The organism is Winogradskyella aurantia, from assembly GCF_002266855.1.
Taxonomy (GTDB): domain Bacteria; phylum Bacteroidota; class Bacteroidia; order Flavobacteriales; family Flavobacteriaceae; genus Winogradskyella; species Winogradskyella aurantia.
Genome location: NZ_NGJN01000001.1, coordinates 256,101 through 279,499, shown reverse-complemented (window position 1 = coordinate 279,499; position 23,399 = coordinate 256,101). Strand labels below are relative to the sequence as shown.

Genomic DNA, 23,399 nt, shown 5'->3' with positions numbered 1-23,399 from the left:
TTTTTATTTTACTTAGTTTCGTTAATCAATTGCCTTACCTTTTCTTCAAGCTCGTCCATTAAATCTGGGTTATCCTTAATCAAGGATTTTACGGCATCCCTTCCTTGCCCAAGTTTAGTATCTTCGTAACTAAACCACGACCCGCTCTTTTTTACTATATCGTGCTCTACAGCTAAATCCAACACCTCACCTACCTTAGATATGCCTTCGCCGTACATTATGTCGAACTCTGCAGTTTTAAATGGAGGAGCAACCTTGTTCTTAACCACTTTAACCCGTGTTTTGTTGCCCATTACATTACTGTTCGCATCTTTAATCTGCGTGGAACGTCTGATATCTAATCTAACCGAAGCGTAAAACTTAAGGGCATTTCCACCTGTTGTGGTTTCTGGATTGCCGAACATCACCCCTATTTTTTCCCGCAGCTGATTTATAAAAACCATGGTACAGTTGGTTTTGCTTATAGAAGCCGTTAATTTACGCAGTGCTTGGGACATCAAGCGGGCATGGAGCCCCATCTTAGAATCTCCCATTTCGCCTTCAATCTCACTTTTAGGAGTTAAGGCCGCAACAGAATCAATTACCACAATATCAATAGCTCCAGACCGTACTAAGTTATCTGCTATTTCCAAAGCTTGTTCTCCATTGTCTGGTTGTGATATAATAAGATTTTCTAAATCTACACCTAGCTTTTCAGCATAAAACCTATCAAAAGCGTGTTCTGCATCAATAAATGCAGCTATGCCTCCTGCTTTTTGTGCTTCAGCGATGGCATGCAATGTTAGAGTTGTTTTACCTGAAGATTCTGGGCCATATATTTCTATCACTCTACCTCGTGGATAACCACCAACCCCTAGGGCAATATCCAAACCTAAAGACCCAGATGGTATGGCATCTACATCATCAATGGCTTGGTCGCTCATTTTCATTACGGTTCCCTTTCCATATGCCTTATCTAGTTTGTCTAAGGTCAATTTTAGAGCTTTTAATTTTGCGTCTTTTTCACTACTCATCTGTCAAAATATTTCATTATTAATCTATCCCCAAAAATACCATTTATTTTACTTTTTTCAATTTTCTTACGCAACCATTTCTATCTTTTTACATCTTAATAATGAAAAGGAAAAAATTGCTATGAAATTCATTCGAAAGGATGTTTGGTGAAGTAGGTTATTTGTTTATGGTGGTCTTAATTGAATAAGGGTCATCTAATCAGAATTTAGACATTAGGTGTTTCAAGTGTTGCACATTTCTCAGCAGTTGTGAAGCCCATTGGGATTAACTTCTTAAGTCTTTTTAATTTTGGTTAATCTAAAAAAGCACTTTACACTGTTAAAGTGCTTTTTTTATGTTAAAGGGCTTAGAGATTTATAAAAATAATACCTTTGCGCTTCATTAGTCTTTAAACTTAAAATTAGTATAGCATGCAACTGTACAATAACTTAAGTGCTAAAGAAAGAGCTGCTCTTATTGAAAAAGCCGGTAAGGACCGATTGACGATCTCTTTCTACAAGTACGCGAAAATTAAAAACACCAAAATTTTTAGAAATCACATGTTCTTGGCGTGGAACGACCTCGATGTTTTAGGTCGTATATATATTGCCACCGAAGGTATTAATGCACAACTTTCAGTGCCTGCCGAAAATTTTGAGTTATTCAAAAGTCATTTGGATTCTATTTCATTTTTGGAAAATGTAAGACTTAACATTGCTATTGAGCATGATAATTTTGCCTTCTTAAAATTAAAGGTAAAAGTGAGACCTAAAATTGTAGCGGACGGTCTAAATGATGAAACTTTTGATGTAACGAATAAGGGAATCCATGTTAATGCAGAGCAGTTCAATGAACTTATTGAAGACCCTAATACCGTTTTGGTAGACATGAGAAATCACTATGAAAGTGAGATTGGTCATTTTAAGAATGCTGTAACACCAGATGTGGACACTTTTAGGGAGTCCTTGGACATTATTGATGAGGACCTAAAAGACCATAAACAAGATAAGAATTTAGTTATGTACTGCACTGGCGGTATCCGTTGTGAAAAGGCCAGTGCTTATTACAAGCATAAAGGGTTTAAAAACGTTTTTCAATTGGAAGGGGGTATTATAAATTATGCTAGAGACGTAAAATCTAAAGGTTTAGAAAATAAATTTATTGGAAAAAACTTTGTATTCGACGAGCGTCGCTCGGAACGCATAAGTGATGATATAATCGCTAAGTGTCACCAGTGTGGTCAGCCTGCAGACTTACACACCAATTGCGCTAATGAAGCCTGTCACTTGCTATTTATTCAATGTGATAGCTGTAAGGAGAAGATGGAAAACTGTTGCTCCACAGCATGTATGGAAATAAATAGGTTGCCTTATGAGGAACAAAAAGCGTTACGAAAAGGGCAAGGCAATAGTAACGACATCTTTAAAAAAGGAAGAGCAGACCACTTGCCTTACAAGAAGGATTTGAGAAATATTTTTGAAAAATTCCCCAAGACCAAAGTCAAATGAAAAAAAGAGCTTTTTTAACCAGGCTTTTATATTTATTTACATTGGATGAACGTTTATAAATTATTACAGCTGAATAGAAGGATTAAAAACCATAGAATTAAATTTCTAGGGTTATACCTGTTGCACAAGCTTAATAAACGTTATTTGGCTGTAAATCTCGACCCCGTTCTTGCATGTAATCTGCGTTGTAAAATGTGTTATTTTACAGACGTTGACTATGTCAAGACCTTAAAGGGCCAATTTAAGGAAGAGGATTTAGAGCTGGTTGCCAAGTCGATTTTTAACAGAGCCCTCAAACTTCAATTAGGCTGTGGTACAGAGCCCACCTTGTTTAAAAATCTGGACAGACTGGTTGAGCTTGGTAAGATGTATAATGTACCTTATATCTCATTGACAACAAATGCCAACTTACTTACTGAAGAGAAAATAGAAAATCTATTAAAAGCAGGCTTAAATGAGTTCACTATTTCGCTCCATGGAATTTATAAAGAAAGTTATGAAGGCTTTATGCAGAAAGGAAGTTATGAGAAATTTCACAATGCCTTCAAGGCTTTTGAAAAGTTAAAGACAACGTACAATTTTAAAGTACGTGTTAATTATACATTTAACAAGGACAATTTCCGCGAGTTAAAAGATCTATTTAAGCACTTTAGTCCTAAAAGCTTTGATATTCTCCAAATAAGACCCATCAGAAAAATAGGAAATACGGCATATAATGACTTTGATATTTCCTCTTTATCCAATGATTACCAGCCTCTTATAGACTCAATAAGGACAACCTGCAAAAAACACAATATTGTCTTACTGGCCCCTCAGACTATTTCAGAATTGTCTAATGAAAATGAATCTAGTTTTGTTTACGATTATACCTTCTGTTATGTGTCACCCAAAGCCTTCTGGAAGGAAGGGTTTAACTGGAAAGAGGAGTCCTTTAACGATTTCTCTAAGAAAATTGGATGGAGCAATACACTTTTCAAAAATATATTTAAGTCGAAGGCCGAATTAAAATCCTTATCTGATAGGCTTAATTATGAAATTGAGTTTAATTAAGCTATTTCTTTAGGAGTTTTATGACTTTTTGTTCTTTATTATCCCCTTTGATATCTGCAAAATAAATGCCTTGTGACAAAGTTGATAAGTCAAGTTCTCGGATACCTTCCGGAGATTTCTTTTCAAATAGAACAACACTTTTTCCGGTAAAATCAAAAATAGTTACGGAATGGATTATGGTGCTTGAGTTAATGGAAATAGTATCCGAAAACGGATTTGGATATACTGATAGCTCTTGAAGTTCTTCATCATCAATGCTCAATGCTCCAACACTAAATGAATGTATAACGGTCTCACCTTCATAGGTAGCCTGCCATTGCCAAATACCTTCCATATCCACAACTCTACTCCACCACCAGTAGGAGGCATAATAGTCGTTAGTACTTGTATAGTCAGCGTCTAAAAGATAAGACCCATCAGGTCTTATAATTTTTACGTTAAACATTGAGCCAATATACTGGTCTCTTAAATAAATATAAAAATATGCCATATCATTAAGCATAAAATTATCACTCTCATTTGTCGTTTCTGAATTAGGGCAATTATTAAAATCGACATTAGCAGAGTGCGTTAGTACGGCATTTATCCCCGGGTTAGTGTATGGCTTTTGAGAATTCCACCAAGACACAGAATTTAACGAATTACAGGCTCCGACATACGGATCAATAAGTTGAGTATATGTTCCATCTTGCCAAACCTCGAAGTGTAAGTGAGGTCCTGTAGAAACACCCGAACTACCCACAATACCAAGATATTCTCCAACTACAACTGTATCACCAACGTTTTTAGTTGTAAGTGAACCATTTTTCATATGGCCATACCATGCTACACTGCCATCGCTATGCTGTATATAAATGGCATTCCATGGTGTAATGGTCGAGAAATCACAACTTCGATCAAAGTTTCCGTCACTTTTGGCAATAATCTGCCCTGCTGCCGCAGCAATAATTTCAGCATCATCATTATCCATTTGCTTCCAACTAAAAGGCCATGTAAATATGTCTAAACCTTGGTGATCATAACCACTACTGGTATCATAGGTTCTAGACCCACAGTTGTAATCTAGTAAAGCATTCGGACTTGTTGGGTTGTGATCTACATAGTTTGAAATGGACCATACTGAATTGTATTCTAGGCCTTGTTTCTTTTGAACTGGCCAAATGAATAAGGGATTAGTTCCTCGATTTTCTTCTGAAAAGGCAAGTCGTCCCTCCGACTTTAATAGTAGTGATTGAGACTTTAACTGCTGAATAATCAACTGCCGTTGCTGTTCATTTAAACATTCTGATTGTTCCGGTACATACCCGTGTTCTCCGCCATCAATTTCAGATTGGGTATTTTGAGAAATGACCAAATGGGTCGAAAAAAGTAAAAGAGCGATAAATAAAATGTATTTCATTATTTAGTTGGTTTGTTTTGTGATTTATCGATTACATTGTGCCAATGTGAGCAACAAGTTAAATAAAAAATTTCAGTTGCCCCTTAAACTGAACTTAAATTCCAAATGCGACTAAATAAATAATGCTATCTTTACTTTTAATAAATAATTTACGAATCGTTTATCCGGAAATCAACGCCGGACTATAGATAAAAAATTGTATGGCTTGTAACAGTTGCTCAACTGGAATAGACGGCCAACCAAGAGGATGTAAAAACAATGGTACTTGCGGCACAGATAGCTGTAACAAACTTACCGTTTTTGATTGGTTAGCCAATATGTCGCTTCCAAACGGACAAGACCCTTTTATAGGTGTTGAGGTTCGTTTTAAAAATGGCAGAAAACATTATTTTAAAAATACTGAAAATCTTACCCTTAGTATAGGAGACCTTGTAGCTACCCAAGCTAATTCTGGTCATGATGTTGGTATGGTAACGCTTACGGGAGAACTTGTTCGCGTTCAAATGAAACGAAAAAAAATAGATATTAATGACGAGGAAAACGTCCTTAAAATCTATAGAAAGGCTACCCAAAAGGATATCGATATTTGGTCTGCATCTAGAGACAAGGAAGAACCCATGAAGGTTAAGGCGCGCCAATTTGCGATAGACCTTAATCTAAAAATGAAGATATCGGATATTGAATATCAAGGCGATGGTAGCAAAGCGACTTTTTATTATACAGCGGAGGAGCGAGTAGATTTTAGAGAACTAATCAAGGTTTTTGCAAGAGAGTTTAGAACACGTATAGAAATGCGTCAAGTAGGATTTAGGCAAGAGGCTGCAAGACTAGGGGGCATTGGATCTTGTGGGCGAGAACTCTGTTGTTCGACATGGCTAACGGACTTTAGGTCGGTAAGTACATCTGCCGCAAGATATCAGCAGCTATCCTTAAACCCGCTCAAGTTGGCCGGTCAGTGCGGTAAGTTGAAATGCTGTTTAAACTATGAGCTAGATGCTTATCTCGATGCATTAAAGGAGTTTCCTAAAACGGATATTAAGCTTTATACAGAAAAAGGGACAGCGGTCTGCCAAAAAACTGATATTTTCAAAGGTTTAATGTGGTACGCCTATGAAGGTGAATGGATGAACTGGCATGTCATTACTGCCCAGCAAGCCAATGAAATTATAGAAAAAAATAAGAAAAAAGATAAAGTTGCCAGTTTAGAGGAATACGCTTCGGAGCATATTCAAGATACTAAAACAGAGTTTGAGAACGTTGTAGGACAGGATAGTTTAACACGTTTTGATAATCCAAAATCAAATAGAAAACGTAAAAACAATAGAAAGCGTAAATCTAACCGAAACAGAAATCGAAAGCCAAATGCTAGGAAGAATTAAAAGACTGGTAGTCTTACTTTGTTTCGTATTAGCAAATTGCGATTCAGCAGCTGTTTATGATACCTATAAATCATTCCCTAACGAATGGCATAAGGATTCCGTAGCAAGTTTTAGGTTTACAGCGCCGGATACGACTCAGAGTTATAACCTGTTTGTCAATCTCAGAAATAACAATGATTACGACTACAACAACCTTTATCTCATTGTAGAGTTACAGTATCCCCACGGAAAAACCTTAAAGGATACTTTAGAGTATAAAATGGCCAAACCTAATGGTGAACTACTGGGGACTGGGTTTTCAGATGTGAAGGAAAATAAACTTTGGTATAGAGGATATCAAGATATCTTTAGATTTGATGAGGAGGGCGACTACATTGTAAATGTGCAACATGCTATGCGCAACAATGGTAAGGTTAATGGTATTGTTAATCTAGAAGGTGTTACTGAGGTAGGCTTTAGAATAGAAAGAGTTGAAAACAAGTAATCATGGCAAAAAAAAAGACACCAACTAAAACATCAACGGACGATTTTTCAAAATATATACGTTGGTTTTGGATGATTTTCGCAGGAGGGGTTTTAGCTATCGTGATATTATTTCTCTTTGCATCATGGGGATTTCTGGGTGAAATGCCAGACCACACCAGATTAGAAAACCCAGAAACCAATTTAGCTACTGAAATTATTTCTTCTGATAGCAAAACACTCGGTAAATTTTATTTCAATGATAATAGAACACCGGTGGCATATGAGGACTTGCCACAAAATCTAATTGACGCCCTCATAGCTACAGAAGATGTTCGTTATTACTCTCATTCAGGAATAGATGCTAGAGGAACCTTGCGCGCCTTAACGGGTCGTGGTGGCGGTGCTAGTACAATATCACAACAATTAGCAAAACAACTATTTACAGACCAAGTTTCTAAAAATAAATTAGAGCGTGCCCTGCAGAAAGTAAGGGAATGGATTATAGCTATCCGTTTAGAACGTCAATATACCAAAGAAGAAATCATTTCCCAATATTTTAATATTTATGATTTTGGAAATAACGGAGACGGTATACGTTCAGCAGCACGTATTTACTTTGGCAAAGAACCTAGTGAATTAGATTTAAAAGAATCTGCAATGCTTGTAGGTATGTTAAAAAATAGCTCACTGTATAATCCGAGACGCAATCCGGTTGGTACCAAAAATAGACGTGATGTGGTTTTGGCTCAAATGGCTAAATATGAATTTATCAATGAAGAGGTTAGGGACTCATTAATAGATACAGAGTTAGATTTACGATACACGCCAGAATCTCATCGTGAGGGTCTAGCGACATACTTTAGGGAATACTTGAGAGCTTTTATGAAAGACTGGATCAATGATGAAAACAACAGAAAACCAGATGGCAGTAAATATGATCTATACAGTGACGGCCTCAAGATTTACACAACCATAGACTACAGAATGCAACAATATGCGGAAGATGCAGTTGCACAACACATGCCTAGATTACAAGCAGAGTTTGACCATCAAAATACGCCACAACGCAATCCAACAGCACCATTTCTAGAATTAAAAAACGCTGAAATAGACAAATTATTAAAGAACGGAATGCGGAGAGGTGAGCGATGGCGAATTCTAAAAAATCAGGGAAAATCAGACAAGGAAATTGAAGCGTCATTTTACAAACCTATTGAAATGACAGTCTTTAAGTGGATTGACGGTAAGGTTGGGGAAGTTGATACGATTATGAAGCCTATTGATTCTATGCGGTATTATAAGTCATTCCTCAGACCAGGTATGATGTCAATGGATCCACAAACAGGCCATGTAAAGGTATGGGTAGGCGGCATGGATTATAAGCATTTTAAATACGATATGGTAAAACAAGGTAAGCGCCAGGTAGGATCTACGTTTAAGCCTTTTGTTTATGCCACGGCTATTGATCAATTACAAGTTTCACCATGTGACTCGTTTCCAAGGACTGCTATAACCATTGAAGCCAATAAATTTGGTAACCCAGAACCTTGGACGACAAAAAATTCAGATGGAAATTATTCTGGTGTTCAAACCTTAAAGGATGCCCTTGCAAGTTCAACGAACACCGTTACGGCCCGATTAATGAACGAAATTGGACCACAGCCTGTAGTAGAAATGGCGAAAAAATTAGGTGTTGAGCAAGATATTCTTCCAGTACCTGCTATTGCATTGGGCACTCCAGATATTAGTGTTTATGAAATGGTAGCCGCCTATTCTACTTTTGCTAATAAAGGGGTTTACAATAAGCCAGTCTTGGTTACTCGAATTGAAGATAAGAATGGAACAGTGCTTTACCAAGTCGTTCCAGAAAGTAAGGATGTACTAAGTGAGGAAGTTGCCTATGTTACGGTGAACCTTATGGAAGGCGTTACCCAAGCGGGTTCAGGTCAGCGCTTAAGGCACAGTTGGGCCTCAAAAGTTCCTGTTTATAAAGAAATAATTACCGGCTACCCTTATGAGTTTACTAATCCAATAGCCGGAAAAACCGGAACAACCCAAAATCAGAGTGATGGGTGGTTTATGGGTATGGTGCCCAATTTAGTTACGGGTGTTTGGGTTGGAGCTGAAGACAGGGCTGCACATTTTGGGTCAATCACCTATGGTCAAGGCGCCTCAATGGCCTTGCCAATTTGGGCGCTTTATATGAAGTCGTGTTATGCCGATGATACCCTTAATGTGTCATTGGAAGAGTTTGAAAAACCAGAAGAATTAAGTATCAATGTAGATTGCGATGTGGTGGATGAAGGCGATTTAGGTGCTGATTATAAAAAGGAGGATGAGGTAAATGTGGATTTCTAATAATTGTTGAAATCTTAGCTTTATTCTCTGCCTGTTGTGATATAAAAATTAGTCTTTCTTTCGTATTTTTCAGATATAAATATTGATTTATGATTAATAAAACAGTACCAAATGTTTCTGAGGCCCTAAAAGGGGTGAAGGATGGAATGACCTTTATGTTTGGTGGTTTTGGGCTCTCAGGTATTCCAGAAAACGCCATAGCTGAATTGGTAAGATTAAACATTAAAGGCTTAACCTGTATATCTAATAATGCTGGTGTCGATGACTTTGGTCTTGGACTGTTATTGCAACAGAATCAGGTAAAAAAAATGATTTCATCTTATGTGGGCGAAAATGACGAGTTTGAGCGTCAGATGTTATCTGGTGAATTGGAAGTAGAACTAATTCCACAAGGTACATTAGCGGAACGCTGTAGAGCTGCCCAAGCAGGAATCCCTGCTTTCTACACACCTGCTGGATATGGCACGGAAGTCCAAGACGGTAAAGAAACAAGGGAGTTCAATGGGAAGATGCATATTATGGAACGGGCCTTTGATGCAGATTTTGGTTTTATAAAAGCTTGGAAAGGAGATGCTGCTGGTAATTTGGTGTTTAAGGGTACGGCACGAAATTTTAATCCTAACATGTGTGGCGCTGCGAAGGTAACGGTAGCCGAAGTTGAAGAGCTTGTGCCTGTCGGAGAGTTAGACCCTAATGAAATACACATTCCTGGTATTTTTGTTCAGCGCATATTTAAAGGGGCACATTTCGAAAAACGTATAGAACAACGAACAGTTAGACAACGCTAATAATTATGTTAGACAAAAACGGAATAGCAAAACGCATTGCCAAAGAAGTTAAGGATGGTTATTATGTTAACTTGGGTATTGGTATACCAACACTGGTAGCCAATTTTGTAAGAGATGATATTGAAGTGGAGTTCCAAAGTGAAAATGGTGTTCTGGGTATGGGACCCTTCCCATACGAAGGAGAGGAAGACCCTGATATAATTAATGCCGGAAAGCAAACAATAACAACCTTGCCAGGTGCAAGTTTCTTTGATTCAGCAATGAGTTTTTCAATGATTAGAGGACAGCATGTGGACTTAACAATTCTTGGGGCCATGGAAGTTGCGGAAAACGGGGATATCGCAAATTGGAAAATTCCAGGGAAAATGGTTAAAGGCATGGGTGGAGCTATGGACCTGGTTGCTAGTGCAGAGAATATCATAGTAGCAATGATGCATACTAATAGAGCCGGGGCTTCTAAATTACTAAAGAGGTGTACCCTTCCGTTAACGGGTGTTGGTTGTGTTAAAAAAATAGTCACAAATATGGCGGTAATAGAAGTGACCGAAGGAGGATTTGAACTTTTGGAACGGGCGCCGGGAGTTTCCGTAGAAGCCATTAAGGAAGCAACTGAAGGTCATTTGATGGTTAGAGGTGAAATTCCTGAAATGAAACTGTAATAAAAGATATTTTTAACTTTAAGCCACTCCTCTAAGTGGCTTTTTTGTAGGATAATTCTAAATTATAAACTATAAATGTTAAAAAAATATGTATTTTATCGATTAATAATGTTTTTAAACTGACTTTTATAAAAAATATGTCATATTAGCAATCCCAAATTTAAATAACCAAATCTATCATAAACTTAATTTATGATTTGCCCCAAATCTGTCATAAATAATTACTTATGAGAACAAAACCAAATCTACCAGAACCTACTACTAACGAAAGTAGTTCAATTTTAAATTTTAAGGACACCCTACAGTTAGTCTCAAGCGTCCTAAAATTGACCAAAAAGATATTTATGCTATAATTTTTTCTAGCATAAATATCTTTTTTTATTAATCTTATTTATTTAATTAAACAACCTGTTTTAAGATTGATCTAAGAGTCACCACTAGTAAAAATGGTAAATATGTCTGTTTCAATTATTAATCTGCGCGATTATCGTTGGTGAGACTTAAAAAACTGCTTTGGTCTCCTTTTATAAGGTTAATCAATTTAAAACCCTTTTGGAATAGCCGCTATTAACTTTTTAGTATAAGATTTTTGAGGATTATCATAAATGCTATCAGCCTCTCCAATTTCTTCTATTTTCCCCTCATTCATCACCAAAAGTTGGTCAGCCATGTACTTTACTACAGCTAGGTCGTGCGAAATAAAAATATATGTAAATCCAAACTGAGCCTTTAAATCGTTTAATAGATTTAAAACTTGAGCTTGAACAGATATATCCAAGGCCGAAACGGATTCATCACATATAATTAATTTTGGTTGTAAAGCGATAGTTCTAGCTATACCAATACGCTGTCTTTGTCCACCAGAAAATTCATGAGGAAACCTCTGAAAAGCCTCCTTATCTAAACCAACTTTATGCAATATATCCATTACTCGTTCTTTCCTGTCTTTATAACCCTTGCCAATATGATGAACTTGCATGGGCTCGATAATGGCATCCCCAACTTTAAGCCTAGGATTTAAAGAGGCGAAAGGATCTTGAAATATAATCTGTATTTCTCTTCTTAATTTCCGTATTGCTTTTTTATTGAGTTGCGTAATATCTGTACCCTTGTATTTAATAATTCCTGAGGTTGCTTTATCTAATTGAAGAATAGCATTACCAAGTGTTGATTTACCACAACCAGATTCGCCAACCAATCCAACCGTTTCACCCGGGTATATGTTAAAGCTCACACCACCCACGGCTTTAACAGTTTCCTTTTTTCTAAACCAACTACTTTTAGAGATGTATTCTTTCTCAACATCAAGAACCTCTAGCAGAGGTTGTTGCTTATATAGTTCTCTATGCTTTTGTTTTCTTTCTTCTGCTGTTATAATATCCTCATTAATTGAATCTGACATAAAATCAGATATAGTCGGTAAGGTTCTTAGTCTATAATTAGACGACGGCCGTGCGCCAATTAAGGCCTTAGTGTAGTTATGCTGTGAATTCTTGAAAATATTTTCAACCGTATTTTGCTCTACTATTTCTCCTTTGTACATAACAATTACACGATTAGCCAATTCTGAAAGAAGTGATAAGTCGTGCGAAATAAAAAGGATACTCATTTTGGTTTCTTGCTGTATTCGCTTTAGTAGTTCTAAAATTTCTTTTTGCACGGTAACATCCAATGCCGTAGTTGGTTCATCAGCTATAAGTAATTTAGGTTTACAAGCTATGGCCATAGCAATCATAACACGTTGCTTTTGTCCTCCAGATATTTCGTGTGGGTAGGCTTTATAAATTCGTTCAGGAGCAGGAAGTTTTACTTGACCAAATAGTCTCATGACTTCAGAAGTAATTTCAGCCTTATTCAGATTAGTATGCTCCTTTAAAATTTCCTCCACCTGCTTACCACAACGCATAGATGGATTTAAAGAACTCATCGGTTCTTGAAAAATCATTGCAATATCTTGTCCACGTATCTTTTGATATTGCTTTTCGGATAAACCCACAAGGTCTTGGTTGTTGAAATTTATATGACCCGAGGTAATTTTAGAAATCCCTTTTGGTAATAGCCCCATAATAGCTAAAGAAGTTATGGATTTGCCAGAACCTGATTCGCCTACGATAGCAACAATTTCATTAGAATTTACATGGAACGATATAGACTTAATGATTTGGGTTTCTATTTCATCTTTATAGAATGAAATATTAAGTTTATCAACAACAACTAGTCGTTTATCTGACACTTCTTTGATATTAAATACGTTTTATTTCGCTGCTATCCAACAACTCATCACCCCTCAGGCGAAGCAGAATCTGAGCCACGGCAACAGTGTCTCGCTCACAATAGGAAATGATCCGGTCTAGGTTATTCTCTTTATAATAAACCGCATAGACTTCACTACCATCTATATCTTCTTTAGGCGATGGAATTCCTAGCACGTTGGTCAAAAGTTTAAGAGAGGTGTAGGTTTTGTAGTCTCCAAATTTCCACAGTTCTAAGGTGTCTAAGTGAGGGACTTCCCACGGCTTCTTACCAAAAAGATTTAGTTTATACGGTAATTGAATATTATGAATAATCATACGCCTGGCTATATATGGAAAGTCAAATTCCTTTCCATTGTGCGCACAAAGGAGGTGTTTGTTTTGACTGAAATGTGAGATTATAAGATTTTTAAAATCCTTTAAAATCTTAACTTCATCACCATAAAAAGAGGTTACCCTAAATTGCCTTATATCGCCTTCAAAATGAAAATAGCCAACAGAAATACATATAATTTTGCCAAATTCAGCCCAAATTCCGGCGCGATCATAAAACTCTTCTGCGGTGAAATCATCTTTCCGTTGGTATCTCGATTTAGCATCCCAAAGGTCTTGTTTCGTTGAATCTAAATCAGAGAAATGTTCTGTTTCCGGAACCGTTTCTATGTCTAAAAATAGAATATTTTCTAAGTTGAGTTTGCTAATCATTTATTCATCATTTCATAAGCTTCCTCTATAAAGGTATAAAAATCAGGCGAATGGTTATTATTCTTTGCTTTGGTAATAGTATGTCCAAGTCTTACAACTATTAGATTATCTTCAGGTATTACGATAACTAATTGCCCCAGATGTCCCCGCATATAAAATACCTCCTTGTTCTTAACGCTAGCAATCCACCAGCCGTAGCCATACATTTGACCATCGTTAAAACGTGGTTTTATCGATTTAGCAACAAAAGAAGAATCTAAAATTTGTTTCCCATTCCATTTCCCATGATCTTTAAATAATTTTCCGTAGCGTGCAAAATCTTTAGCATTGCTGGCAATACAGCAATAGGCTTTTACCAAATCGTGGTTCTTACTATCAACTTGCCACAAAGTTGGGTGTTCTGACCCAAGAGGCTTCCAAAAGCTTTCTTCGAAATACTTATAGAGCTTTTTTCCACTGGCTTTTTCAATAACCATAGCTAGCATTTGTGTATCACCACTGGCATATTTAAAACTTTTTCCTGAATCAGTATCCATTTTTAAACCATTAATTACTTTGGCCAAATCATCGTCAAAGTAGGCACGAGTTGTGATGGACAGAGGTGAATAATAGGCTTCATCCCAATTGGTGCCAGAACTCATGCTTGATAAATCGCCAACTGTCATTTTTGCGGCTTTTCCATCGCAAAAGGCAGGTAAAAAATCACAAACAGGTTGGTTTAAACTTTGAATATAGCCATCTTGAATGGCCTTTTGCATTAGTCCAGACACATAACTTTTGGCCATTGAAAAACTATTGGACTTAGAATCTTCACTAAAACCATCGTAATAATTCTCAAACCAAATGCTATCATTTTTAATGATGACATATGCAATTGTTCCTGATTTGTTATTAAGCTCTTTCAGGGTTTCAGTTTCTTCAACACTATTGTAATTTTTGTGATTTGGCCAAGGAAGAGGCTCATCGCTAGCTTCAATCATTTGATTATCAAATTCTTTGTAGTCTTCTAAATAAGCTGTAGTATGGCCTTTTAAATATATCGTTCGCACGGCTTTAAGGAGATAATCTGTATCCGTGAGGTATAATACAACTACTGCAAGAGCCAGTAAAACAACGATAAATTTAAGCGTTTTTATAAGGAATTTCATAATGATGATTTAAGAAATAAATATAGTGAAAGTCAGTTTAAAAAAGTGATTCTTGTTTGTATTTGCTTTCATGGTTGAGTAGCCATTGCTTTCTATGAAGTCCACTAGCATAACCTGTTAAACTACCGTTACTACCAATGATACGGTGACATGGAACAATAATCCAAATTGGGTTTTTTGCGTTGGCATTGGCAATTGCTCGTATAGCTTTTACATTACCAATTTTTTTGGATAGCTCTCTATAGGACATGGTTGTACCATAAGGGACGGTCTGTAACTCCCGCCACACCATTTTTTGAAATGCGGCGCCATGGGGGTTTAAGGTTAAGTTGAACTGAGTCAATTGATTGCTGAAATAGGCCTCGACCTGCTCAACACAATCTTCAAGTTCACTAGCAATAATTTCTGACCTGTTTTTTTGTGTACCCACTATAGTTAGGGATGAAATACCCTTTTCGTCACCGACAATTTTAGCGCATCCTAATGGTGTTTCAATGTAACAAGTTGGCATTAAGGTTCAGAACTGGTATTTTCAATGAGCCCCAAACGCTTAGCTCTGGCTTCCCAGCTGCGTCTTGCTAATAATTGTAAGTCGGAAACATTGTCGCTTTCATCCATAATTTCAAGACCTAGAAGGGTCTCGATAACATCTTCCATTGTAACCAAACCGCTTACCGACCCGTATTCGTCTACGACCAGAGCCATATGGTTTCGACTTTCCACCAGCTGCTCAAAAAGTTTAGGTATGGGTGTACTACGATTTACAATAATAATATTTCGTTTAATTTCTGATAATTTTTTTGTGCCATTGCCTAGAGCCATCTCCTTAAATACCTCATCTTTTAAAACAAGTCCGGTGATATTATCGGACTCATCCGTATAAACAGGGATACGGGAAAATCTGATATTTTGATTCTCATTAAAAAAAGTTGAAATAGCTGTCTCCTCGTTATCAGTTTTCATAACGGTTCTAGGGGTCATAATGTCTTTGGCCTGCACATCCTTAAAGGTTAATAGGTTTTTAATAACCTTGCTCTCATTTTCTTCAAACACACCTTCCTCACGTGCTATATCAGCCATAGCTGCAAATCCTTCACGACTCAATACACTCCCGTGGCCCTTGCCACCTATAAGTTTTGTGGTTAATTGCAAAAGCCACAAAATACCTGTCCATTTTAAGGGAAAAATAAGTACATGTAAGGCTTTCGCCGTAAAATTGGCCAATTGTTTCCAATACGTCGCACCAATAGTCTTAGGGATGATTTCTGAAGCTACCAATATGAGAATAGTCATTACGGTAGAAACAACTCCAACCATGACATCTTCAGTAAACTGAATGCCCATAATACGTTGGGTCTGACTACCATAAGATTCGGCATAGGCCACTTTCGCTTGAACACCAACCAAGATCGCTCCGACGGTGTGTGCTATAGTATTTAAGGTAAGAATAGCAATTAACGGACGATCAACATCTTTCTTTAAATCCTCAAGTTCTTGTGCATACACTTTGCCTTCTTTCTTTTTTACATTGATAAAGGTGGGTGTAATGCTGAGCAATACAGCCTCTAAAATGGAACACAAAAAAGAAAAGAAAATAGAAATAATGGCGTAAAAAATGAGTAAGCCCATTAATGCATTTGAATTTAAGTTTTGCGAAGTTACGAAATTAACTTCACTACATCTTTAGCAAAATAGCTTGCAATAATATCTGCACCAGCTCTTTTAATTGAGGTAACCTGCTCTAACATCACGCTATCATGGTTTAACCATCCTTTTTCGGCAGCAGCTTTCAGCATGGCATATTCACCAGAGACCTGATATACTGCAATAGGAATTTCAAAATTATTTCTAAGGTCCCTGACAATATCTAAATAACATAAGCCAGGTTTGACCATCACAATATCTGCACCTTCATTAATATCCATTTCGGTTTCTCGAATAGCTTCGTCTCTGTTAGCAAAATCCATCTGATAGGTTTTTTTATCTTTAGGGATATCTACCATGTCTACAGGAGCGGAATCTAAAGCATCTCTAAAGGGCCCATAAAAGGCAGAGGCATATTTTGCCGAATAGCTCATTATCCCCGTTTCTATATAATTAGATTGGTCTAAAGCTTCACGAATAGCAAGAATCCGACCATCCATCATATCGCTCGGCGCCACAAAATTAGCTCCGGCTTCAGCATGAGAAATACTCATTTCGGCTAAAACTTCAACCGTAGCATCGTTTATTATTTTTCCACCTTCAACAATCCCATCGTGTCCGTAAGATGAAAATGGATCTAAAGCCACATCGGTCATCACCAACATTTCTGGGCAAACGTCTTTTACGGTTTTAATAGCGCGTTGCATCAAGCCATTTGGATTTAGAGCTTCAGTGCCTTTATTGTCTTTCAATTTGTCATCTACTTTTACAAACAGTAAAACAGATTTTAATCCCAAATTCCAAAGCGTTTTAACTTCATCTTTCAATAGATCCAGACTAAAGCGATAATAATTGGGCATAGACCCAATTTCTTCTTTAACACCTCGTCCTTCAACTATAAAAAGAGGGACTAAAAAATCATTTGGTGTTATTATAGTTTCTCGAACTAAACTTCTTATAGCCTCATTGTTTCTTAGGCGTCTGTTTCTTCTAATTGGGAACATAATTTATATCCAATTTTTAGGTTTCTTTAATACCTTGATTAGTTTTTCTTCCTCGCTTCCAGCTTCGGGCTGGTGATCATAGACCCATTGCACATGTGGTGGTAAACTCATTAGAATACTTTCTATTCGTCCATTAGTTTTTAGTCCGAATAAGGTGCCTTTATCATGCACTAAATTAAACTCTACATAACGGCCACGTCTAATTTCTTGCCAATCGCGTTGAGCTTTGGTATAGGGTAAATCTTTGCGTTTTTTAACTATGGGCACATAAGCTTCTAAGAAACTATCGCCAACTTCTGTTACAAAATCGTACCAGTTTTGCATATTCATATCTTTTGAAGCTTTACAGTAATCAAAAAACAATCCACCTATCCCTCTCCCTTCATTTCTATGGGCATTGTAGAAATAATCATCGCAACGCCCTTTATAATTTAAGTAAAAATTAGAATTGTGCTTATCGCAAGCAGATTTGCAAACCTCATGAAAATGCTTGGCATCTTCTTCAAATAAATAATAAGGCGTTAAATCTTGGCCGCCTCCAAACCACTGATTTACGATGTTTCCCGTTTTGTCATACATTTCAAAATAACGCCAGTTGGCATGTACCGTAGGAACCATAGGATTTTTTGGGTGTAATACTAAACTTAAGCCACAGGCAAAAAAATCGGCATCCTCAACTCCAAAATATTGCTGCATTGATTCTGGAAGTTTACCGTGAACACCTGAAATATTGACACCGCCTTTTTCAAAGACATTACCATTTTCAATAACGCGTGTGCGACCACCACCACCCTCCGGGCGTTTCCACAGGTCTTGCCTGAATTTGGCCTTACCATCAATGACTTCGAGTTCTGAGGTTATAGTGTCCTGTAAATCCTGTATATAATTATAAAACCTGTCTTTTAGAGTCATTTGAAAAGTCTTATGGCTTTAGTGCGTTATGTTCAGATTTTAAAACTTTAACTGTTGAGACTGATGCTGCTGTTACGGATAAGGGTAGAACTAAAACAACACCGACAACTGGAATCAATAGTAATAATAAAAAACCAATACCATTTCCAATGGAAAGACCGCGATGTTTTTTAACGAATGCAATACTCTCTTTATAGGAAAAATGCCGCTCTAAAGTGTAATCTAAATTTCCAAATCCTGCGTAATACGCTTGAACCAAAAACAATAATACTGTTGAAAAAATATTAACGATGGGAATAAACTTGAGGAGTAAAATCGGAACGGTCAACACTAATTCCATAATTAAATTTCTGCCATTTATCTTTATGCCTCGCCAGAGTTGGGACATAAATGTAGTTTTTCTACTGGTGACACTTTCAGAGTTGGTGATATAGGCTTCAATTTTTTCTGACACCGGACTCATAAATGGCGCAGATAAGGCCATGATGATATGTTTAAATAGTATAAGACCAATAACAATGATTACTAATCCGCCTACTATGGTGCCTATGGTAGTAAAAGCTGATTTTCCCCATTCCCAAACCCAAACGTTAGCAATCCATTCACCAAGATTGTCTGACCAGCCATAGGCTGCAGAAATAATAAGGAGAGCGACTACAATACTTATTAAAATAGGAATAGCGAAGTAGCTCCACAATTTCAATTTTGAAATTAATGCAAAACCGCCTGAGTAGGCTTGTAATCCGGATAAAATAGTTTTAAACATGATAGTCCTTCACTGCATCTATAAAAGCTTTGGCATTATCCAACGGAATGTTAGGTAAAATACCATGCCCTAAATTTACAATGTATTTGTCTTTTCCAAATTCAGTTATCATTTGGTGTACCATTTTTTTTATTTCAGCAGGTGGGGAAAATAACCGAGATGGATCAAAATTACCTTGAAGCGTAATATTACCTCCTGTAAGGTAGCGCGCATTTCTGGCTGAGCAAGTCCAATCAATCCCCAATGCAGAGGCATTAGATTTTGCCATCTCACCTAAGGCGAACCAACAGCCTTTGCCAAAAGCCACGACCGGCGCATCATCTTTTAAAGCTTCAATGATTTGGTTAATATATTGCCATGAAAATTCTTGATAATCTACTGGCGATAACATACCTCCCCAAGAATCGAAAATTTGTACAGCGTTGCAGCCTGCTTTTACTTTTTCCTTTAGGTAGGCAATCGTCGTATCTGTTATTTTTTGTAACAATTGGTGAGCCCCTACTGGATTGGTAAAACAAAACTGTTTGGCTTTATCAAAGTTTTTGCTGCCTTGCCCTTGAACACAATAGCATAGAATAGTCCACGGGGAACCTGCAAAACCTATTAAAGGAATGTCATCGTTGAGAAGTTCCTTTGTTGCTTTAATGGCTTGCATCACATAATCGAGTTCGATGGTAACATCTGGAATAATTACATTGTCCACATCTTGTTGCGTACGCACAGGCTTAGGTAAGTAGGGGCCAAAATTAGGTTTCATCTCAACCTCAATATTCATAGCTTGTGGTATAACCAAGATATCTGAAAATAAAATAGCGGCATCCATACCATAGCGCCTTATGGGCTGAACTGTAATTTCGCTGGCTAGTTCAGGGGTGCGACATCTAGTAAAGAAATCGTATTTGGCCTTTATTTCCATGAATTCTGGCAAGTAGCGGCCTGCTTGACGCATCATCCACACTGGTGGTCGTTCAACAGTTTCACCCTTTAGTGCCCGCAGATATAAATCGTTTTTAATCATATAAACGCTTTTGGCTTTTAGCTTTGGGCTATTGGCCATTATTTTTTAGTTGTTCTTTATTCTGTTAATTAAGCTATTAATCATTCTAGCCTCTTTATGAAGAAGTTCGAAGATGGTTTTAAGTTCTTGAATTGAAATGAAACCTAATTCTTGGCATATTACAAGTTGTGTTTCAACTTCAAAAAGTGAACCCATAGCAATCTCAAGAAACCGTTTAAACTCAATTTCACTATTTCTACTGCAACCTTCAGCTATATTCGAAGGAACTGCGATTGCAGCCCTCGTTATTTGACTTCTTATTCCAAATTTTTCTTCAGAAGGTAGCTTTTCAGAAAGTAAATAAATGGCATTAACAATTTTAATTCCGTTTTTCCAAATGTCAAGTGTTCTAAAGTTTCTCAATTCATAACGATTTTATTAGTAGAGCTATTTGCTATAAACGAAAGGCTAAGGGCCAATAGCCATAAAATAATCATTAACAAGCTCAATAACGCTTTCTACGGTCGGCACTTTTGCGATACGCGTATTCTTAAAGTAATTTTTTGCAGCAAGTGCGGTAGTCTCTCCAATGCAGAAGGCTATTCCACTGGCTTTGTTTTGTTTCATGAAACTCTCAACCGTTGAAGGACTAAAGAACATAACACCTTCGAGCGCTGATTCTACCTTTTCTGCATCAAACTTGGTTTGATAGGCTTCAATTTCGTTAACTTTAATACTATGTTCTGAGAGAATTTTTGGTAAATGGTCTAGTCGCAGATCACTACAGAAATAAGTGACTTCTGTACCTTCGAGATATTCTACAAGATATTCAGCAAGTTTCTTTGCATTAGGTTCAGTGTGTTTTACTTCACCAATGCGCTTCTGTACCATACGTTTGGTGCGCCTGCCTACACAATAGATGTTTTTAAATTGCAATTCTATTGAAGAAAAGTTATGCAATAAGGCTTCCACTGTATTTTTACTTGTGATGACTACGTTCTCAATTTCATTTTTAATAACACTTCGAGGGAGTCTGTTTAAACTTATTTTTATGGCATCATTACTATTGGCAACCACATCATTGTGAAACAACTGAAGTTGGTCATCAGTTAATTTTTTGGTGGAATAGATGTTTACGGTTTTCGTATCGCGCTTAATACTGTCCATTAATGAGTTTCCACCTTTACTTATAATATAATCCGCACAGAATTCAGCTATGTTCTGATGTTTACCAAGCTCAACAACTTTGGTAACTTCAATTTTTTTGGTGCCGTCTTTACTCAGTAAAATACCCTTAAAATTAACTTCCTCATTCTTTATATAGGCCAAAGCTCCGATAGGCGCTGTGCAGCCACCCTCTAACCGGTTCAAAAATTCACGTTCAATACTTGTACATATTTCTGTTTCTTCATGATTGATTTCTGCACAAATAGTTTGTATTTCCTCATCACTTTCCAATGCGGTAATCATAATGGCTCCTTGTGCTGGAGCTGGAATCATCCAGTGTAAATTTATAGCGTTTTCAGGAGTGAGATTGAGTCGTCCAAGCCCTGCCCCAGCAAAAATAGCAGCATTCCAATCTTCATTGTCCTCTAGTTTCTGTAGTCTCGAATTCACGTTTCCCCTAAGCCCAACAATCGTGTGGGTAGGATAACGATGAAGCCATTGTGCACGTCGTCTTAAACTTCCGGTTGCAATGATGGCATCTTTTGCTGAGAGGAACTCTTCATTGTTCTTAAATACCAAGGTATCATTTACATTACCGCGTTTTATTACAGCTGCCTGTACAATCCCTTTTGGTAGTTTTGTAGGGACATCCTTCAATGAGTGAACCGCAATGTCAATATCATCATTGAGCATAGCAATATCTAAGGTTTTGGTAAAAATACCTGTGATTCCTAATTCATAGAGAGGCTTATCCAGGACAATATCTCCTGTTGATTTTATAGGGACTATATCGGTTTTGTGACCGAGATGCTCAAGTTGTGCTTGGACAGTTTTAGCTTGCCACATAGCAAGTTCGCTATCTCGTGTGCCAATACGAATCACTTTAGACATTTTCAGTAGTTTCTTCTAGCTGGAATATTTTTTTTATGAGCTCAATACTCTCATCAGAGGTGTGTTGATCCTCTTTCAGGTGGTGGGCGAAGTGATTCGTTATTTTTTGAATAAGGTTATTGCTAATAAGTTCTGCTTGGTCCTCGTTAAAGTCGCTTATTTTTTTGCGTTGCGTATTTATTTCAGTGGTTGTAAGAACTGAAAGCTTATGTTTAATAGCTTGAATTGTTGGAACGAATTTTAAGGTGTCTAGCCATCCATTGAATTCTCCCATGACCTCATCAATGATTTTTTTTGCAGTGGGAATAAAGGTTTTGCGTTTTTCCAACGTATTATCCGTGATTTTAGCTAAATCATCCATGTGGACAAGAGTCACATTACGGAGGTCATTTACATCTTCGTTCACATTTTTAGGAATCGATAAGTCTAAAAACAATAAGGGCTTGTTAGTTGAAATCAACGCTTTTTGTACTGTTGGGTTTTGCGCTCCCGTAGCAACAATCACAATATCTGCCGCATTAACTTCCTCCTCTAAACTTTCAAAATCCTTTACGATAAGATTAAACTTACCGGCAACCTCTTCAGCTTTAGTTTTGGTTCGATTTATTAAAGTAATATGGGAGTTTTTCGTATGCTTTACTAAATTTTCACAGGTATTCCTGCCAATTTTTCCTGTACCGAAAAGAAGGATATTTTTATCTGAAATACCTTCAACAGTGTTCATTATATATTGCACAGCGGCGAACGATACTGAAGTTGCACCAGACGATAATTCGGTTTCGTTCTTAATGCGCTTACTAGCCTGAATGACAGCATTTATTAAGCGTTCTGAAAAAGAGTTAAGTAAATTGGCTTTTTTAGACTGTCTTGCTGCTGATTTTAACTGGCTTATAATTTCAAAATCTCCAAGAATTTGACTGTCCAGTCCAGAACCTACCCTAAACATATGCGAAATAGCCTCTTTTGCTTTGTAAACGTATGCTACCTCTTGAAATTCTTCAACAGTACCTTTTGTGTTTTCACAGAGAAGATGGATTAACTGATAGGGATGTTCAGCAAAACCATACAGTTCAGTACGGTTACAGGTAGATATTACTACAAGACTTTCTATACCGTTAGATTTAGCTTGTTTTAATACGTCTTCCTTGGCCGTATCGCTCAAACTAAAATGTCCGCGCACCTCTGCGTCAGCCTTTTTGTAGCTGAGGCCTATGGCATAAAAGAATGTACTCTTGTGTTGCATTCGCTCGTTTACCTGACTAGGAAATTAACAATGCAAATGTAATTTTGTTAATAACAAAAAAATAACGCTAA

At 37.1% G+C, this 23,399-nt stretch carries 21 protein-coding genes; 7 read left to right on the top strand and 14 right to left on the bottom strand.

Annotated features, from left to right (window positions below; all coding sequences use genetic code 11):
• Positions 1-8: 8 nt before the first annotated feature.
• Entirely contained in the window at positions 9-1,013 is a 1,005-nt protein-coding gene (gene recA / locus CA834_RS01260) for a recombinase RecA (protein WP_094966844.1), read from the bottom strand.
• A gap of 411 nt (positions 1,014-1,424) precedes the next feature.
• On the opposite strand from recA, the gene trhO reads away from it, so the two are divergent.
• Complete coding sequence (trhO, locus tag CA834_RS01255; protein WP_094966843.1) at positions 1,425-2,501, top strand: oxygen-dependent tRNA uridine(34) hydroxylase TrhO; 1,077 nt, start codon at positions 1,425-1,427, stop codon at positions 2,499-2,501.
• A 45-nt stretch (positions 2,502-2,546) separates the two neighbouring features.
• Positions 2,547-3,551, top strand: coding sequence for a radical SAM protein (locus CA834_RS01250; RefSeq protein ID WP_094966842.1), 1,005 nt, complete (start codon positions 2,547-2,549; stop codon positions 3,549-3,551).
• A gap of 1 nt (position 3,552) precedes the next feature.
• Here the strand turns inward: CA834_RS01250 and CA834_RS01245 are convergent, their stop codons facing one another.
• On the bottom strand, positions 3,553-4,950 hold the full coding sequence (locus tag CA834_RS01245; protein WP_094966841.1) for a peptidoglycan DD-metalloendopeptidase family protein: 1,398 nt from the start codon (positions 4,948-4,950) through the stop codon (positions 3,553-3,555).
• 200 nt (positions 4,951-5,150) lie between these two features.
• On the opposite strand from CA834_RS01245, the gene CA834_RS01240 reads away from it, so the two are divergent.
• The 5 genes from CA834_RS01240 (at position 5,151) to CA834_RS01220 (ending at position 10,599) form a co-directional block, all read left to right on the top strand.
• Positions 5,151-6,329 carry a PSP1 domain-containing protein gene (locus CA834_RS01240; protein WP_094966840.1) on the top strand — a complete coding sequence of 393 codons (1,179 nt, stop codon included), beginning with the start codon at positions 5,151-5,153 and terminating at the stop codon, positions 6,327-6,329.
• Positions 6,313-6,813, top strand: coding sequence for a gliding motility lipoprotein GldH (locus CA834_RS01235; RefSeq protein ID WP_094966839.1), 501 nt, complete (start codon positions 6,313-6,315; stop codon positions 6,811-6,813). The genes CA834_RS01240 and CA834_RS01235 overlap by 17 nt, the downstream gene beginning before the upstream one ends.
• 2 nt (positions 6,814-6,815) lie before the next feature.
• Positions 6,816-9,152: a penicillin-binding protein 1A gene (locus CA834_RS01230; protein WP_094966838.1), complete on the top strand. Its 2,337-nt coding sequence runs from the start codon at positions 6,816-6,818 to the stop codon at positions 9,150-9,152.
• A gap of 89 nt (positions 9,153-9,241) precedes the next feature.
• Complete coding sequence (locus CA834_RS01225) at positions 9,242-9,940, top strand: CoA transferase subunit A (protein ID WP_094966837.1); 699 nt, start codon at positions 9,242-9,244, stop codon at positions 9,938-9,940.
• A gap of 5 nt (positions 9,941-9,945) precedes the next feature.
• Positions 9,946-10,599, top strand: coding sequence for a CoA transferase subunit B (locus CA834_RS01220; protein WP_094966836.1), 654 nt, complete (start codon positions 9,946-9,948; stop codon positions 10,597-10,599).
• 541 nt (positions 10,600-11,140) lie between these two features.
• Here CA834_RS01220 and CA834_RS01215 read toward each other — a convergent pair.
• Genes CA834_RS01215 through hemA form a run of 12 tightly spaced genes read right to left on the bottom strand, consistent with a single transcriptional unit; the run spans position 11,141 to position 23,328 of the window.
• Positions 11,141-12,832 (bottom strand): ABC transporter ATP-binding protein, encoded by a 1,692-nt coding sequence (locus tag CA834_RS01215; RefSeq protein WP_094966835.1) that lies wholly within the window; start codon positions 12,830-12,832, stop codon positions 11,141-11,143.
• Positions 12,833-12,842: 10 nt separating this feature from the next.
• Entirely contained in the window at positions 12,843-13,556 is a 714-nt protein-coding gene (locus CA834_RS01210) for a 3'-5' exonuclease (RefSeq protein WP_094966834.1), read from the bottom strand.
• A complete protein-coding gene (locus tag CA834_RS01205) occupies positions 13,553-14,704 on the bottom strand; it encodes a serine hydrolase domain-containing protein (protein ID WP_094966833.1) in 1,152 nt (383 codons plus the stop codon). Before CA834_RS01205 ends, CA834_RS01210 begins: the two co-directional genes overlap by 4 nt.
• Before the next feature lie 37 nt (positions 14,705-14,741).
• The gene (locus tag CA834_RS01200; RefSeq protein ID WP_094966832.1) at positions 14,742-15,215 is read right to left on the bottom strand and encodes a methylated-DNA--[protein]-cysteine S-methyltransferase; all 474 of its coding nucleotides are present in this window, start codon (positions 15,213-15,215) and stop codon (positions 14,742-14,744) included.
• Complete coding sequence (locus CA834_RS01195; protein WP_094966831.1) at positions 15,215-16,333, bottom strand: CNNM domain-containing protein; 1,119 nt, start codon at positions 16,331-16,333, stop codon at positions 15,215-15,217. Before CA834_RS01195 ends, CA834_RS01200 begins: the two co-directional genes overlap by 1 nt.
• Positions 16,334-16,362: 29 nt before the next feature.
• Positions 16,363-17,352 carry a porphobilinogen synthase gene (gene hemB / locus CA834_RS01190; protein ID WP_094966830.1) on the bottom strand — a complete coding sequence of 330 codons (990 nt, stop codon included), beginning with the start codon at positions 17,350-17,352 and terminating at the stop codon, positions 16,363-16,365.
• Between the two features lie 3 nt (positions 17,353-17,355).
• Positions 17,356-18,264 carry an oxygen-dependent coproporphyrinogen oxidase gene (gene hemF, locus CA834_RS01185; RefSeq protein ID WP_094966829.1) on the bottom strand — a complete coding sequence of 303 codons (909 nt, stop codon included), beginning with the start codon at positions 18,262-18,264 and terminating at the stop codon, positions 17,356-17,358.
• Positions 18,265-18,274: 10 nt separating this feature from the next.
• On the bottom strand, positions 18,275-19,030 hold the full coding sequence (locus tag CA834_RS01180) for an EI24 domain-containing protein (RefSeq protein ID WP_094966828.1): 756 nt from the start codon (positions 19,028-19,030) through the stop codon (positions 18,275-18,277).
• Positions 19,023-20,048 carry a uroporphyrinogen decarboxylase gene (gene hemE / locus CA834_RS01175; protein ID WP_094967233.1) on the bottom strand — a complete coding sequence of 342 codons (1,026 nt, stop codon included), beginning with the start codon at positions 20,046-20,048 and terminating at the stop codon, positions 19,023-19,025. Before hemE ends, CA834_RS01180 begins: the two co-directional genes overlap by 8 nt.
• A gap of 45 nt (positions 20,049-20,093) precedes the next feature.
• Complete coding sequence (locus tag CA834_RS01170) at positions 20,094-20,450, bottom strand: four helix bundle protein (RefSeq protein ID WP_094966827.1); 357 nt, start codon at positions 20,448-20,450, stop codon at positions 20,094-20,096.
• A 45-nt stretch (positions 20,451-20,495) separates the two neighbouring features.
• Entirely contained in the window at positions 20,496-22,085 is a 1,590-nt protein-coding gene (gene hemC, locus CA834_RS01165) for a hydroxymethylbilane synthase (RefSeq protein WP_094966826.1), read from the bottom strand.
• Complete coding sequence (hemA, locus tag CA834_RS01160; protein ID WP_094966825.1) at positions 22,078-23,328, bottom strand: glutamyl-tRNA reductase; 1,251 nt, start codon at positions 23,326-23,328, stop codon at positions 22,078-22,080. The genes hemC and hemA overlap by 8 nt, the downstream gene beginning before the upstream one ends.
• Between the last annotated feature and the right edge of the window lie 71 nt (positions 23,329-23,399).

Bases quoted from the DNA above. Each gene is read 5' to 3' on its own strand.
- CA834_RS01250 (WP_094966842.1), top strand. From the start codon at position 2,547: ATGAACGTTTATAAATTATTACAGCTGAATAGAAGGATTAAAAACCAT.
- CA834_RS01180 (WP_094966828.1), bottom strand. From the start codon at position 19,030: ATGTTTAAAACTATTTTATCCGGATTACAAGCCTACTCAGGCGGTTTT.
- CA834_RS01200 (WP_094966832.1), bottom strand. From the start codon at position 15,215: ATGCCAACTTGTTACATTGAAACACCATTAGGATGCGCTAAAATTGTC.
- CA834_RS01220 (WP_094966836.1), top strand. From the start codon at position 9,946: ATGTTAGACAAAAACGGAATAGCAAAACGCATTGCCAAAGAAGTTAAG.
- recA (WP_094966844.1), bottom strand. From the start codon at position 1,013: ATGAGTAGTGAAAAAGACGCAAAATTAAAAGCTCTAAAATTGACCTTA.
- CA834_RS01195 (WP_094966831.1), bottom strand. From the start codon at position 16,333: ATGGGCTTACTCATTTTTTACGCCATTATTTCTATTTTCTTTTCTTTT.
- trhO (WP_094966843.1), top strand. From the start codon at position 1,425: ATGCAACTGTACAATAACTTAAGTGCTAAAGAAAGAGCTGCTCTTATT.
- CA834_RS01205 (WP_094966833.1), bottom strand. From the start codon at position 14,704: ATGAAATTCCTTATAAAAACGCTTAAATTTATCGTTGTTTTACTGGCT.
- CA834_RS01230 (WP_094966838.1), top strand. From the start codon at position 6,816: ATGGCAAAAAAAAAGACACCAACTAAAACATCAACGGACGATTTTTCA.
- CA834_RS01240 (WP_094966840.1), top strand. From the start codon at position 5,151: ATGGCTTGTAACAGTTGCTCAACTGGAATAGACGGCCAACCAAGAGGA.
- hemB (WP_094966830.1), bottom strand. From the start codon at position 17,352: ATGTTCCCAATTAGAAGAAACAGACGCCTAAGAAACAATGAGGCTATA.
- CA834_RS01245 (WP_094966841.1), bottom strand. From the start codon at position 4,950: ATGAAATACATTTTATTTATCGCTCTTTTACTTTTTTCGACCCATTTG.
- hemA (WP_094966825.1), bottom strand. From the start codon at position 23,328: ATGCAACACAAGAGTACATTCTTTTATGCCATAGGCCTCAGCTACAAA.
- hemE (WP_094967233.1), bottom strand. From the start codon at position 20,048: ATGATTAAAAACGATTTATATCTGCGGGCACTAAAGGGTGAAACTGTT.
- CA834_RS01235 (WP_094966839.1), top strand. From the start codon at position 6,313: ATGCTAGGAAGAATTAAAAGACTGGTAGTCTTACTTTGTTTCGTATTA.
- CA834_RS01225 (WP_094966837.1), top strand. From the start codon at position 9,242: ATGATTAATAAAACAGTACCAAATGTTTCTGAGGCCCTAAAAGGGGTG.
- CA834_RS01210 (WP_094966834.1), bottom strand. From the start codon at position 13,556: ATGATTAGCAAACTCAACTTAGAAAATATTCTATTTTTAGACATAGAA.
- hemC (WP_094966826.1), bottom strand. From the start codon at position 22,085: ATGTCTAAAGTGATTCGTATTGGCACACGAGATAGCGAACTTGCTATG.
- hemF (WP_094966829.1), bottom strand. From the start codon at position 18,264: ATGACTCTAAAAGACAGGTTTTATAATTATATACAGGATTTACAGGAC.